Source organism: Bradyrhizobium sp. 613_E4_N2_2, from assembly GCF_052075995.1.
Lineage (GTDB): Bacteria > Pseudomonadota > Alphaproteobacteria > Rhizobiales > Xanthobacteraceae > Bradyrhizobium > Bradyrhizobium barranii.
Genome location: NZ_CP197234.1, coordinates 8900175 through 8913732, shown reverse-complemented (window position 1 = coordinate 8913732; position 13558 = coordinate 8900175). Strand labels below are relative to the sequence as shown.

The 13558-nt window shown below is 64.7% G+C and carries 10 protein-coding genes; 3 read left to right on the top strand and 7 right to left on the bottom strand.

Features of this window, described 5'->3' with window-relative positions:
- Nucleotides 1-84: 84 nt before the first annotated feature.
- The 3 genes from AB7290_RS42295 to AB7290_RS42285 form a co-directional block, all read right to left on the bottom strand.
- Nucleotides 85-1524 carry a sigma-54 interaction domain-containing protein gene (locus tag AB7290_RS42295; RefSeq protein WP_085404079.1) on the bottom strand — a complete coding sequence of 480 codons (1440 nt, stop codon included), beginning with the start codon at nucleotides 1522-1524 and terminating at the stop codon, nucleotides 85-87.
- Nucleotides 1525-1782: 258 nt separating this feature from the next.
- On the bottom strand, nucleotides 1783-3519 hold the full coding sequence (locus AB7290_RS42290) for a putative bifunctional diguanylate cyclase/phosphodiesterase (RefSeq protein WP_085404078.1): 1737 nt from the start codon (nucleotides 3517-3519) through the stop codon (nucleotides 1783-1785).
- Between the two features lie 206 nt (nucleotides 3520-3725).
- Nucleotides 3726-4691, bottom strand: coding sequence for a sensor histidine kinase (locus tag AB7290_RS42285; protein ID WP_085404077.1), 966 nt, complete (start codon nucleotides 4689-4691; stop codon nucleotides 3726-3728).
- A 179-nt stretch (nucleotides 4692-4870) separates the two neighbouring features.
- Between AB7290_RS42285 and AB7290_RS42280 the strand changes: the two genes are divergently transcribed.
- Nucleotides 4871-5707, top strand: a complete 837-nt coding sequence (locus AB7290_RS42280) for an SDR family NAD(P)-dependent oxidoreductase (protein WP_085404076.1) — start codon at nucleotides 4871-4873, stop codon at nucleotides 5705-5707.
- Between the two features lie 221 nt (nucleotides 5708-5928).
- Here AB7290_RS42280 and AB7290_RS42275 read toward each other — a convergent pair whose 3' ends face one another.
- The 3 genes from AB7290_RS42275 to sthA all read right to left on the bottom strand — a co-directional run bounded on the left by AB7290_RS42275 (nucleotide 5929) and on the right by sthA (nucleotide 10348).
- The gene (locus AB7290_RS42275; protein WP_085404075.1) at nucleotides 5929-7302 is read right to left on the bottom strand and encodes a cytochrome P450; all 1374 of its coding nucleotides are present in this window, start codon (nucleotides 7300-7302) and stop codon (nucleotides 5929-5931) included.
- 138 nt (nucleotides 7303-7440) lie between these two features.
- On the bottom strand, nucleotides 7441-8676 hold the full coding sequence (locus AB7290_RS42270) for an LLM class flavin-dependent oxidoreductase (RefSeq protein ID WP_014491084.1): 1236 nt from the start codon (nucleotides 8674-8676) through the stop codon (nucleotides 7441-7443).
- Nucleotides 8677-8956: 280 nt separating this feature from the next.
- Entirely contained in the window at nucleotides 8957-10348 is a 1392-nt protein-coding gene (gene sthA, locus AB7290_RS42265; RefSeq protein WP_071908996.1) for a Si-specific NAD(P)(+) transhydrogenase, read from the bottom strand.
- A gap of 148 nt (nucleotides 10349-10496) precedes the next feature.
- Here sthA and AB7290_RS42260 point away from each other — a divergent pair, with 148 nt between their 5' ends.
- Both AB7290_RS42260 and AB7290_RS42255 read left to right on the top strand, forming a co-directional pair.
- Complete coding sequence (locus AB7290_RS42260; protein ID WP_085404096.1) at nucleotides 10497-11909, top strand: MFS transporter; 1413 nt, start codon at nucleotides 10497-10499, stop codon at nucleotides 11907-11909.
- A 139-nt stretch (nucleotides 11910-12048) separates the two neighbouring features.
- Nucleotides 12049-13221, top strand: coding sequence for an extracellular catalytic domain type 1 short-chain-length polyhydroxyalkanoate depolymerase (locus tag AB7290_RS42255; protein ID WP_441254489.1), 1173 nt, complete (start codon nucleotides 12049-12051; stop codon nucleotides 13219-13221).
- 22 nt (nucleotides 13222-13243) lie between these two features.
- Here the strand turns inward: AB7290_RS42255 and AB7290_RS42250 are convergent, their stop codons facing one another.
- On the bottom strand, nucleotides 13244-13546 hold the full coding sequence (locus AB7290_RS42250) for a hypothetical protein (RefSeq protein ID WP_223153830.1): 303 nt from the start codon (nucleotides 13544-13546) through the stop codon (nucleotides 13244-13246).
- Nucleotides 13547-13558 lie beyond the last annotated feature (12 nt).

The window sequence follows — 13558 nt, the reverse complement described above, 5'->3', positions numbered from 1 at the left end:
GCGGATCGCGCGCGAACGCCACAGGCGAGTGCCGATATGACGGTGTCAGGAGTCCGAGACTCCGGACACGTGCCGTCTCGAAAGTCAGACAGGCGGCGACCCCGACGCCAGTCCGAACTTGGCGAGCTTCTTGTAGAACGTCGCGCGCGAGATGCGCAGCATCCGCGCGGCTTCCGAGATCTGGCCGTTGCTGGCGGCAAGCGCATGCTCGAGCGTCTGCTTCTCGAACTCCGCTTCGGCTTCGGCATAGGGGACGACCGAGCCGGTCATCTGCGTCGCCGGTCCGGGGCCGGCCTCCGCGCTGACCGGCAGGATGTGAACGAAATCGTCGCCGGTCAGGCGCCCGGAATCGCTCAGGATCAGTGCGCGTTCCAGAATGTTGCGGAGCTCGCGGACGTTGCCGGGCCAGTCGTAGCGCGCGAGCGCCGACAATCCGCTCGGCGTGATCCTGGCATTGAGGAAATCGCCGGAGGCGCTGATGTCCTCGATCAGCCGCGCGCAGATGTCGGGCAGGTCGTCGAGGCATTTTCTGAGAGGCGGCAGGTCGATCGAGAGCACGTTGAGGCGGTAGTAGAGATCGGCGCGGAAGGCGCCGTCGCTGACGCGCTTGCGCAAATCCACGTTGGTCGCGGCGATGACGCGCACATCGACCTTGCTGATCTTGTCCGAGCCGAGCGGCTCGATCTCGCGCTCCTGCAGCACGCGCAACAGCTTGGCCTGTAATTGCAGCGGCATCTCGCCGATCTCGTCGAGGAACAGCGTGCCGCCATCGGCGATCCGGAACTTGCCCTCGCGTCCCCTGCGGTCGGCGCCGGTATAGGCGCCAGGCGCAGTGCCGAAGAATTCGGACTCGATCAGCGTCTCCGGGATCGCCGCGACGTTGACACTGACGAACGGCTTTTCCGCGCGCGAGGACGCATTGTGGATCGCCTGCGCCAGCAGCTCCTTGCCGGTGCCGGTCTCGCCGGTGAGCAGCACGGTCACGCTCTGCCGCGCCGCGCGCTTGGCGAACTCCTTGGCCTGCGCGATCGCCGCTGTCGTGCCGACGAAATCGGCAAGGGTGAAGCGCGCCGCGCGGGCGTTGGACAATTGCCGCCGCGCCAGCCGCAGATCGCTCTCGAGCTGGGTGACGCGGGCGAGCAGCGGCTTGAGGCTCTCGAGGTGGTCGTAGAGCACGAACCCGATCGCGCCGATGACGTTGCGGTCCTCGTCCTCGATCGGCATGCGCGTCACCACGAGCTGCTCGCCGTCGAGCTCCATGATGTCGAGCAGGATCGGCTCGCCGCTCTCGGCGACGGTCCGCATCAGGCTGTTCGGGATGATCTCCTCGATCGGCCGGCCGATCGCTTCGGTGGTGTGCTTGAGGCCGAGCGAGGCCAGATATTTCTCGTTGACGTAGATCACCCGTCCGCCGCGGTCGATCGCGATCGCGCCCTCGCACAGATGCTCCAGCCGCTCGAACAGCGTCACCATCGCCCGCGCGCGGACATAGGCGGGATCGCTGACATCGGGGGAGGAGGGCATGGCGTACCTCAGGGAAGTCCGCCTGTGTATTAGCAAAAGGGCAGCAATTTCAAAGGGGGGAAATGGCACGTAAGCAGCTTAGCAATTGCCGTCGTCCCGGGGCGCGAAGCGAACCCGGGACCCATACCCACAGGGAGAAGTTTGGCGAAGACTAGGAGTGGGAGCCTCGCTCCACAACTGCTCCCTGGGGTTATGGGTCCCGGGCTCGCGCTTTGCGCGCCCCGGGACGACGGCGGTACTCGTTGCGCCGTTGTCGCCTTACCGCCGATACCCGCTCGCCCGCGAATAGCCCTGGCGGTTCTGCTGCGTCGGGCGGTTGGACACGCCGGGACGGGATTCGCTGGAGGCGGGGGTCGCGAGCTTGAGCTCCTCCAGGAAGATCGGCCGGGCGAAATAATAGCCTTGCGCGTAGCGGATCTTGGTCGCGGCCTGGAGATAGGCCAGCTCCTCGTAGGATTCGAGGCCTTCGGCGATCACGGTCATGCCGAGCGCTTCGCTCAGGGATTCGATCGCGCGCAAGATGCCCTGGCTGCGCGGGCGCTTATGGATGTCGGTGATGAACGAGCGGTCGATCTTGATCTCGTCGGCGGTGATGTCGGCGAGCGCCGAGAGCGAGGAATAGCCGGTGCCGAAATCGTCGATGGAGATGCCGACGCCGAGCTTGCGGAACATCGGCAGGATCTCGGTCTGGAAATGATTCTTGGCGACGAAGGCATCTTCCGTCACCTCGATCATGAAGCGCTGTGGAAAGCCGGTCTCGTCCAGCGCCCGCGCGAAACTGCGCATGAATTCGGGGTTGCCGGCCTGCTTGGCGGCGACGTTGATGCTGATGGTCGCTTCCGCGCCGAAGCTGTCGTTGATCAGGTCGATCGACTTGACGATCTCGGCGAGCACGAGATGGGTGAGCTCGTCGATCAGTCCCAATTCGCCGGCAAGGTTGATGAACGAGCCCGGCGCCTGGATCACGCCCTCGTCGTCGCGCAGGCGCACCAATGCCTCGATGCCCGTCACGGCCTGGGTGCGGATGTCGACCTTGGACTGGAACGCGCAGCAGAAGCGCTTTTCGAGGATGGCGAGCCGCAGCGACTGCTCGATCTTCATCCGCGCCAGCGCCTCGCGCTCCATGCTGGCGTCGAAGAAGGCCGCCGATCCCTTGCCGCTGTTCTTGATGCGGTACATCGCGATGTCGGCGTTCTGGCGCAGCGTCTCGAAGCTGCGGCCGTGGTCGGGATAGAGGCTGACGCCGACGGAGGTGGAGGCGAAGACTTCCGAATTGTCGATGAAGAACGGTGCGGTCAGCCGCTCCAGCGTCGCTTGCATGAATTCGGCGACTTCCTCCTGGCTCTGGATCGGGGAGAGCAGCAGCAGGAATTCGTCGCCGGAGATGCGCGACAGCATGTCGGAATCGCGCAGGTCGCGCCCGAGCCGCTTCGACAGCTCGACCAGCAGCGCATCGCCGACGGCGTGGCCGTAATAGTCGTTGATGTGCTTGAAATTGTCGACGTCGAGAAAAGCAAGCGCGAAACGCTCGCCTTTGCCGTCGCGCGCGAGCAGGCTGCCGGCGCGATGCTCGATCACGCGCCGCGAGGGCAGGCCGGTCAGCTCGTCGAAATAGGCCGAGCGGAACAGCTGGTCCTCGAAATTCTTCTGTTCGGTGATGTCGGAGGACGCCGAGATCAGCAGCTCGCGTCCGGCAACGCGGACGGGGCGATGGGTGGTCAGCAGCACCTGGCGTGCAGCTCCGTCCTGGAGCGCTTCCTCGGAGATGACCGCCTCGCCGGACCTCAGTGCCCGCTGGCAGGCTTCCCGGCGCGGCGTCGGATCGGGCGACGGACGGCTGCCGTCCATGCCGAGCAGGGCGGCCGCGACATCGTTAACCAGCAGAAGCTCACCCTGCGCATCCTGCACGGTCAGACCGGCAGGCAGCATTCTAACGATTTCCTTGAGAAATCCGAGTTCGGCTTCACTCGCGCCGGAATATCTGTTGTCGTTCATAGAAGTCATGAATCTTGTTGTTTCAACGCGCCTTTGCAATGGACGCGATCTTGCGCAGTTCCCTCTTAGGTTTGGTTAAGGGGTACGGAGAAATACGGGGGTGTTTTGCGGCGATGCGACGCGCCCGACCCATCGTCATTAACGGAGCGTCAACGCGCGCAACGAAACTGCGAGCGGGGCGCGCGTCTCTTGCGCTCGTGCCGCGTCTAACCGTTCTGCGGGATGCGGCATTGCATGATGCAATGCAGGCCGGTCTTGAGATACGAGACCTCGGACTTGCCGTCGAAAGCCGACAGCGCCGACTTCAGCAGCTTGGTGCCGAAGCCGGGCTCGGAGACCTTGTCGATGCTCGGGCCCTCGGTTTCGTCCCAGGTGACGGTCAGACGGTCGCCGCTGACGGTCCACGACACCTGCAATAATCCGCGCGGCGCGGAGAACGCACCATATTTGCCCGCGTTGGTGGCGAGCTCGTGAAACATCAGCGACAGCGTGACGGCGAGCTTCGGCGGCAGGAACAGCCGGTCGCCGTTGAGCGTGAAGCGGACATGGCCGTAAGGTCCGAGCTCTGCGATCAGGAGATCGCGGATATCGCAGCCGCCCTTGTCGATCCGCGAGATCAGATCGTCGGTTGCAGCCAGCGACCGTAGCCGCGGGTCGATCCGGGCCCAGACCTGCGGCTGGTCGTGCAGCACCTGGTGCAGCACGGCGTGCGCGGTCGACAGCTTGTTCTTCAGCCGATGCTGGAGCTCGTCGACCAGCAGCTTGCGGTATTCTTCTTCCTCGATCAGGCGTTTGGAAATCCGGCGCTGTTCCGCCAGCATCCCGCGATAATGCTCGACGCCCCAGATCGTGAGGGCGGAGACGCCCCAATAAAGGGTCAGCAAGGTGAACCTGGAGCGATCGGCAAGAGCGTCGCTGAAATTGACGACGACGCCGAGCACGCCGCCGACCAGCGCGGTGATGATGCCGATCCGCAAGCCGCCGAATGCGGCGGCAAAGAACACGGCCGGAAAGTACGGGGTGAAGTAGACGTCGGGCCGCACATGCGCGAGACCCCAGCGCGCCACCGTCGCAACCAGCAGGCAGGCGACCGCGAAGCCGAGGCTCAGAGCGAGCGATGGCGCTGCCACGCCCTGCCAGCCCTTGCGGAATTCGTCGATCAGCTTCTCCATGCCCGGCCCGGTTGCGCTATGCGCGCGTAAATCGAGAAAGGAGCGGGAATGTTACGCATGTCGCATGCACAAGCAAAGCTTGCCTTGTCGCAGACCGGCAGGAATAGTGACTGTCGCGGCGCCGAGATCGATCGGCGTCCGCCATTTGACATCAAATCATTCGAAAACAGGAACATTCCATGGGTAGGTTGGATGGCAAGGTTGCGGTGATTACGGGCGCGACGAGCGGGATCGGCCTGCGTACGGCGGAAGTCTTCGTTGCCGAAGGTGCCAAAATTGTGATCGCGGGGCGGCGCATACCGGAAGGCGAGGCGCTGGCGAAGCAGCTCGGGGCCGATTGCATCTTTCGCCAGACCGACGTGACGGTCGAAGCGCAGATGCAGGCGCTGATCGCGCTCGCGGTGGAGAGGTTCGGCCGGATCGACTGCCTGTTCAACAATGCCGGCGGCCCGGCGCAGACCGGGGGCATCGAAGGTCTCGATGTCGAGCGGTTCGACGCGGCGATGGCGACCCTGGTGCGCAGCGTCATGCTCGGCATGAAGCATGCCGCGCCCGTCATGAAGAAGCAGGGGTCTGGCAGCATCATCAACAATGGCAGCATCGCAGGCCGTCTCGCCGGCTTTTCCTCCTCGGTCGTCTATGGCGCGGCCAAGGCGGCGGTGATCCATCTCACCAAATGCGTGGCGATGGAGCTCGGCGAGTCCAATGTGCGCGTCAACTCGATCTCGCCCGGCGCGATCGCAACCGGCATTTTCGGCAAGGCGCTGGGGCTGTCGACAGAGGCCGCCGAGAAGACGCCGGCGGTGATGCGTGATGTCTACAAGACCGCGCAGCCGATCCCGCGCGCCGGCATTCCTGATGACATCGCCCTTGCTGCGGTGTTCCTGGCGAGCGACGAGTCGAGCTTCATCAACGGCCACGACCTCGTCATCGACGGCGCCATCACCGGCGGTCGCAACTGGAGCCAGCAGCAGCAGGGATTGTCAGCGTTGCGCAAGGCGTTTGATGAGGCGTAGCGGATAGGTCTCGAGCCCCGGATGCGGTGCGGCGTGAAGTGCCGCTCCGCAGAGCCGGGGCCCGTCTATCCGCAGCTTACCCTCTGGCTTGCTGGGTCCCGGCTCTGCGCAGCAGCGCAAGCGCTGCAGCGCGTCCGGGGCACGAGAGTTGAGCCCGCGATATCTCTGCAACTTTCGTCATTGCGAGGAGCGAAGCGACGAAGCAATGACGGCGAGGGCGCCTACACCGCCTTCACCCGCACCCGCAACCCATCCCGCGGCTTCGGGATCGGCCACATCTGCCAGTCCGGCTTGTAGCCCGGCTCCAGCGATACTTCGAGGTTCTGCAAAAAGTGCCGGGCAAAGCACTTCGCCTGCATGTAGGCGAAGTGCAGGCCGAGGCACATATGCGCGCCGCCGCCGAACGGCACCCAGGCGAAGCGATGCCGGTTGCGCTGGGCTTCCTCGGTGAAGCGCAAGGGATCGAAGCGATCCGGCTCCGGCCAGATGTCCTTCATGTGGTGGGTGTAGAGCGGATTGACGCCGACGGCGGTACCGGCCGGAATCGTAAAACCCTTGAAGGTGAAATCGCGCATCGCACGGCGCGGCATCGACGGCACCGGCGGCTTGATCCGCAGGGCCTCCTTGAACGCCATCTCCGACAGCGGCATTTTTTCGAGGTCGTCGAAGCTGCTCGGCGAACCCGGTGCGAGCCCCAGCGCAAGAACCTCTGCGCGCAGCCTATCCTGCCAGTCCGGATTGGCGGCGAGCTCGCCGATGAAGGAGGTCAGCGACGAGGTCAGCGTGTCGTGCGCCGCCATCATCAAGAAGCTCATATGGTCGATGATGTCCTGCTCGGAGAGCAGGGCGCCATCCTCGTGGGTGGCGCGGCAGAGCTGCGAGAACAGATCGTCGCCGCCGTGATTGCCGCGTCGCAGCGGGATCTGCTCGCGGAAATAGGCGACGATGCGCTTGCGTCCCTTCACGCCGGCGGCCATCTGCGTGCCCGGCAGCGGCCGGCGGATCGGGGCGACGGCAGCCGCGACCATGTCGACGAACGCGCGGTTGATCTCGTCGACCTCCGGCCCGATATCGGCGCCGAGGAACGACGCCGCCGCGAGGTCGAGCGTGAGCTGCTTCATCGCCGGATAAAGCTTCATCTCGCCAGGCTTCGCCTTCCACTGCGCGACGCGCGCGGCGATGCCGTGGTCGAGATCGCTCAGGTACGACTTCATCGGCCCCGACTTGAACGCGACCGACAGCGCCTTGCGATGCAGCCGGTGCTCGTCGAAATCGAGCAGCATCAGGCCGCGCGGAAACAACAGGCCGAGCACCTTGTTCCAGCCGTGCGTCGAGGAGAACAGCTTTTGCTGGTCGAACAGAACGAGCTCGTTGGCCTCGGGCCCGAGCAGCACGACATTGGTCTCGCCGAAAATATGGGTGCGGTAGACCGGGCCGTATTTGGCGCCGTTCGCTTCGATATGTCCCTTGGGATCGGCGAGCACCTGAAAGGTCTTGCCGATGATCGGCCAGCCCTCGTCGCCGGGGATGTGCGTCAGCTCGTTGCGCCTGGGTGCGGTGAACGGAAGCGCAGGGGCGACATTCTGCATCGACATGACGATTGCTCCGGTTGACCGACCGAACAGGCGCGCGAACACAGATGACTACGACCCGCGCCAGCTGACCGGGGTCAGCATAGCACAGGCCGGTATGTCTTTCTTGTGAACGTCGTTACAAGCGTAGTTCCGACGGGCCTACCGCTTCGCCGCTTCCTTCTGCAAATCCGGGGCGTTGACGGCGGGAATGGCGACGCGGCCGGCGCCGGTCACCTTCAAGGCCTCTGCAGCCTTCTCGTTCTCCATGATCTTCGCCATCACGGCCTGCCCGGCGCGTTCGAAGATCGCGCGGTTCTCGATCACGAACTTTTGCGACTTGCGCAGTCCGTCGATATAGCCGTTGATCTCCGGCACGACGTAGCGCGCCACCAGGTCCCAGCTTCGGCGGGTATTTTCGGGATTGGCCCAATCGTGCACGAAGCCGATCACGGCGCCGACGCCGCCCGACACCTGCATCACGTTCTTGATCATCTTGACGAGGTCGTCGGGCGTACCGATCACGGAGGCCGCACCGTCGACGAAAGCGGTCTTGTCCACGGCCTCGTCGGGCGAGGCGAACGCGGTCAGGCCCGGCCGCTGCAGCGTGCCGACATTATATTCGTTGTGCCAGCGCATCAGGCCGGCGCCGGCTTCGCGGCGGGCCTGCTCGCGGGTCTCGGCGAGGTGCCAGGTCAGCAGCACGCGCCAGTTCGCCCGATCCACCTTGGTGCCGTGCTTCTTGGCGGCGTCCTCGGCGAACTGCCATTGCTGTTGCAGGGACATCAACCCCTGCGTCGTCATCGAGCCCAGCGAGATGATGCCGATGCCGTACTTGCCGGCGAGCGTCATGCCCGAGGGCGAGATCTGCGAGGCCACTACGAACGGCATCTCCTCCTGCAAGGGCAGGATCTGGAGCGCGGCGTCGTTCATGGTGAACCAGTCGCTCTTCGCGGTGACGCGCTCGCCGTTGAACAGGCGGCGGATCACGCCGATGGCCTCGTCCTGGCGGTCGCGCTGCGTCATCGGGTCGATGCCGAGCGTGTGCGCGTCCGACGCCAGCGCGCCGGGGCCGGAGCCGAAAATGGCGCGGCCGCCGGTCATGTGGTCGAGCTGCACCATGCGCTGGGCGACGTTGAAGGGATGATGATAGGGCAGCGACACCACGCCGGTGCCGAGCTTGATCCGCTTGGTGCGCTCGCCGGCTGCGGCCAGAAACATCTCGGGCGAGGCGATCATCTCCCAGCCGGAGGAATGATGCTCGCCGCACCAGAACTCGTCATAACCGAGCGCGTCGAGCTGCTCGACCAGGTCGAGATCGCGCCGGAACTGGAGCATCGGATGCTCCCCGATCGGGTGATGCGGGGCAAGGAAGGCTCCGAACTTCAGGCGCGCCATGGCGTTCTCTCCGGCTGAATTTTCTGTTTGTTGAGGCGATGAGGCTACGTGCTGGCGATAGCGAAGGCAATCGCGCGGTGTCCCGCGCGGCGGAATGCAGGCATGCGTTGAGACGCTGCAACGACCTGCCTGGCCTGCATGGTTCGAGACGCCCGCTTCGCGGGCTCCTCACCATGAGGGTCTGAGGCTGCGCCGCGAAACGAGACCTCATCCTGAGGAGACCGCCGAAGGCGGGCGTCTCGAAGGATGGCTGCGAAGAGACTGTTCGATGAGCTTGCGGCTACCGCGTCATCCTGTTCCACGCATCCAGCCCGGCGATCTTGTACGCCTCCGCCAGCGTCGGATAGTTGAACGTGTTCTGGATGAAATAGTCGATGGTGCCTTTGAGGTTGAGCACGGCCTGGCCGATATGGATCAGCTCGGTGGCGCCTTCGCCGAGGATGTGCACGCCGAGCAGCCGGCGCGTCTTGGTCGAGAAGATCATCTTCATCATGCCGCTGTTCAGCCCCATGATGTGGCCGCGGGAGGTCTCGCGGAAGCGTGCGATGCCGACCTCGTAGGGAATGCCGCGCGTGCGCACCTCTTCTTCGGTGAGTCCCGTCGTCGATATCTCCGGCACCGAATAGATGCCGTAGGGGAAGAACTCCGGCGGCGCGAGCGGCTCCATGCCGAGCGCGTGGCAGGCGGCGACGCGTCCCTGCTCCATCGAGGTGGAAGCAAGGCTCGGAAAGCCGATCACGTCACCGGCGGCGTAGATATGCGGCACGCTGGTTTGCAAGGTCACGGGATCGACCGAGATGCGGCCGCGATGGTCGACGACGATGCCGGCCGCCTCTAAGTTGAGCCGATCGGTGGCGCCGACGCGCCCGGCCGCGAACAGCAGCATTTCCGTGGTGACGTGCCGCCCGTCCGACAAATGCGTGACGATGCCACCCTGCGCAGTCTTCTCGATCGAGTTGACCTTGGCGCCGAGCCGCAGCGCGACGTTGCGGTCGCGCAGCTCGTGCACGAACTCGTCGATCAATTCCTTGTCGATGAAATCGAGGAAGGTGGGCCGCGGTTCGATCAGGGTCACGGGCACGTCGAGCGCGCTGAAGATGGTGGCGTATTCGACGCCGATCACGCCGGCGCCGATCACAGCCAGGCTGCGCGGCAGCTTTGGCAGCTCGATGATCTCGTCGCTGTCGAGCACGGTGGTGCCGTCGAACGGCACGTAGTCGGGGCGGAACGGGCGCGTGCCGCAGGCGATCAGGATGAAGGCGGCCGACACCACTTTTACCTCGCCAATTGAGCTCGTGATCTCGACCTCGTGCGGTGAGACCAGCCGTGCCTCGCCATTGGCGGTGCGCACCAGGTTGCGGCTGAACTGATGTTCGAGTACCTCGACCTCATGGTCGAGCGTCTTCTGAAGACGGATCATCAGGTCGCTCGCCGCGATGTCCTGCTTCACCTTGTAGGAGCGGCCGTAAAAGCCGCGCTCGCGCCAGCCGGACAGATTGAGCACGGTCTCGCGCAGGGTCTTTGAAGGAATCGTGCCGGTATGGACCGAGACGCCGCCGACCCGCCGGCCCTTCTCCACCACCAGCACGGCCTTGCCGAGCTTGGCACATTGCACCGCGGCCCGGCGCCCCGACGGGCCCGAGCCGATCACCACCATGTCGTAGTCGTATATCCGGAAAACTTCCGAGCCCGCAAAACCAGCGGGAATTGCCATGCAGCAATCGGGCCAAAGCGGCAAGTCCTACCTCGGAGGTAATCGCGCCAATGACGCCGATCTGCGAGTTTTGCGCGCAAATAAATCGCCGAAGGCTCGCGCGAAAATGCATCAAACCGTCACAAAACAAGTCGATTCGTCGCGCCGCTGGGGCGTGCTGGCGATCGTCGTCGCTGCTCAATTCATGTTCGGCGTCGACGCGTTCATCGTGAACGTCGCCATTCCCACTATCGCGGTGGACCTGCATGCGACGCCGGCGCAGATCGAATCCGTCATCGCGATCTATCTGATCGCCTACGCCACGCTGGTCGTCACCGGCGGCCGCCTCGGCGACATCCACGGCACGAAGAATGTCTTCCTGGCCGGCGTGCTCGGTTTCACGGTGACCTCGCTGTGGTGCGGGTTGGCGCAATCGGGCGCGGAGCTGATCATCGCACGGCTGGCGCAGGGCGCGACTGCAGCGCTGATGGTGCCGCAGGTGCTGGCGACACTGCATCTGCTCTTCACCGACGAACAGCGCAGCCGCGCATTCGCCATCTACGGCATCGTGCTCGGGCTTGCGGGCGCCGCGGGCTTCCTGCTCGGTGGTCTCCTGGTCACGGTCGACCTTGCCGGTACCGGCTGGCGCTCGGTGTTCTTCGTCAACGTGCCCTGCGGCCTCGTCATTGCGGCCGCCGCCTGGCGCATCATGCCGTCAGTGCCGCGCCGGGCCGGCACGCGGCTCGACATCAACGGAAGCATGGTGCTGTTCGCGGGGCTGTTGTGCCTGATCGGACCGCTGCTGTTCGGTCACGATGTCGGCTGGGCGCCGTGGCTATGGGCCGTGATGGCAAGCGGCGGCGCGATCCTTGTCGCGTTCCTGAAGCTCGAGCATGCGGTGGCGCGCGCCGGCGGCATGCCGCTGATCGATCTGACGCTGCTGTCCGATGCAGCCTTCCTGCGCGGGCTCGGCGCGGCGTTCTTTTTCTTCGTCGCCAACCTCTCGTTCTATCTGGTGATGACGCTGTTCATGCAGCGCGGCCTGAAGATCCCGCCGCTCGCAGCCGGCATGGCCTTCATTCCGCTCGCACTGGCTTTCGTGGTCGCGTCGCGTCACAGCGGCGCGCGAGCGCGCCATCGCGGGACCAAGGTGTTGATCGAGGGCTGCATGCTGCAGATCGCGGGCCTCGCCGCACTCGCGCTGGTCACGGGCTATATCGATGCGCCGGCGCCGATCCTGCTCGCACTCGTCATGATCATCTTCGGCTACGGGCAGGGGCTGGTGATGGCGCCGCTATCCGGTGCGGTGCTCTCGACGGTGAAGCCTGTCGCGGCAGGCTCGGCGTCCGGCATGTACGGCACGACGGCGCAGATCGGAAATGCGGCCGGAGTGGCCGCAATCGGCGCGGCGTTCTTCGCGGTTGAAGCGTTGCAATCGGCGCGCGCAGGCTTCTTCGTTTCGCTCGCCGCGTTTGCGGCGTTAATCACGATCTGCGCCGCATTTCTGGCGTGGATGCGCCGCGTCTCTGCACGAAGTTGAGGCATTGCGGTTAATTCATGCGTATTCCTGCGGATTTTTGCGTGATTTCGGGTGATAGACAGCACACGGGCTTTTTATTTTGCACCGCAGCAACTATTTGGTTTGGGTGAACGTTGAACGTCGCCTGCCAGGAGTTGCCGTGTCGCTTGCCAAAAATCTCGCTCTCTTGAGACATCTGCCAAAGGTGGATGGTCTGCGCTTTGCCGAATTCGGCCGGAGCGCGGACGTGTCCAGCCCGTTGGAAGAGGTCACGGGCTTCGGCGACAATCCCGGAAACCTGCGCATGTTCGCGTTCGTGCCGGCGCAACTCCAGAAGCCGCGCGCGCTCGTCGTCGTGCTGCATGGCTGCGGCCAGACCGCCGCTACTTACGATCTCGGCGCGGGATGGTCGACGCTCGCGAAGCATTACGGCTTCGCGCTGGTGATGCCCGAGCAGCAACGCGTCAACAATGGCAACACCTGCTTCAACTGGTTCAATCCGGAAGACACTGCGCGGGACGGCGGCGAGGCGCGGTCGATCCGCGAGATGATCGCGCATATGGCCGAAGCGCACCGCATCGATCCCAGGCGCGTCTTCATCACCGGTCTCTCCGCCGGCGGCGGCATGACGTCGGTGATGCTCGCGACCTATCCGGAAGTTTTTGCGGCCGGTGCGATCATCGCTGGACTTCCCTACGGCATCGCGTCGAATTTGCGCGAGGCGCTCGACGGCATGTTTCATTCGCCGCAGCGGCCGGAGCGCGAGCTCGGCGATTTCGTGCGGCGCGCCTCGAACCATCACGGGCCGTGGCCGAAAATCTCGGTGTGGCACGGCAGCGCTGACCGCACCGTCAATCCCGGCAACGCCAGCGAGATCGTCAAGCAGTGGCTCGATTTGCACGACCTGCCGGCTGTGCCGATGGCGGAGACGATTGTCGATGGCTATCCGCGCCAGGCCTGGTGGAACAAGGACGGCGAGACGCTGGTCGAGTCCTACGCCATCACCGACATGGCCCACGGCACGCCGCTCGGCCTCGCCGACAATGATCAGCGTTACGGCATCGAAGGCGCATTCCTGATCGAGGCCGGTATCTCCTCGTCGTACCACATCGCAAAGTTCTTCGGCCTCACCGGCTGGATTCCGGACGCGGCCGGGAAGAAGGCGGGGCCCGGGACGTCGAAGCCGGCGCTTTCACCCGCGCCGCATCTCGCCCGCTCGATCCGCGCCGCAGTCGCCGAAGAGCCGGCCGAGCCGAAGCGCGCGGCGGCGCGCGGCTTCGATCTCGGCCAGATCATCACGCGCGCACTCACCGCCGCGGGCTTGATGAAGTAGTTCGTCGCTCGATAAGCGACGGCTACGCCGTCTGATCGATCCATTCGATCGGCGCCACCGTCACCTCGCCGCCGGCGACCTTCCGCGTCATCTCCTGATAGGCCTTGAAGAAGTCGCGCGATTGCAGCGCTTTTTGCGCGGCCTCGTCGGTGACGCTGGCGAGGTGGAAATAGCTGGCGTCGTCGCGGTTCTTCAGGACCCGATAGCCGATCCGCCCCTTCAACTCCGGATCGCCCTCGATCGCCTTGATGAAGCGGCCGATCTCCTGGTGCCAGGCTTCCGTCGTGCCGTTCCTGAATTCGTACCTGATCATGAAGTGCTTCATGTGACGCTCCCT

Coding starts and splice junctions, on each gene's coding strand:
- AB7290_RS42295 (WP_085404079.1), bottom strand. CDS start 1,524: ATGCCCTCCTCCCCCGATGTCAGCGATCCCGCCTATGTCCGCGCGCGG.
- AB7290_RS42290 (WP_085404078.1), bottom strand. CDS start 3,519: ATGAACGACAACAGATATTCCGGCGCGAGTGAAGCCGAACTCGGATTT.
- AB7290_RS42285 (WP_085404077.1), bottom strand. CDS start 4,691: ATGGAGAAGCTGATCGACGAATTCCGCAAGGGCTGGCAGGGCGTGGCA.
- AB7290_RS42280 (WP_085404076.1), top strand. CDS start 4,871: ATGGGTAGGTTGGATGGCAAGGTTGCGGTGATTACGGGCGCGACGAGC.
- AB7290_RS42275 (WP_085404075.1), bottom strand. CDS start 7,302: ATGTCGATGCAGAATGTCGCCCCTGCGCTTCCGTTCACCGCACCCAGG.
- AB7290_RS42270 (WP_014491084.1), bottom strand. CDS start 8,676: ATGGCGCGCCTGAAGTTCGGAGCCTTCCTTGCCCCGCATCACCCGATC.
- AB7290_RS42260 (WP_085404096.1), top strand. CDS start 10,497: ATGCATCAAACCGTCACAAAACAAGTCGATTCGTCGCGCCGCTGGGGC.
- AB7290_RS42250 (WP_223153830.1), bottom strand. CDS start 13,546: ATGAAGCACTTCATGATCAGGTACGAATTCAGGAACGGCACGACGGAA.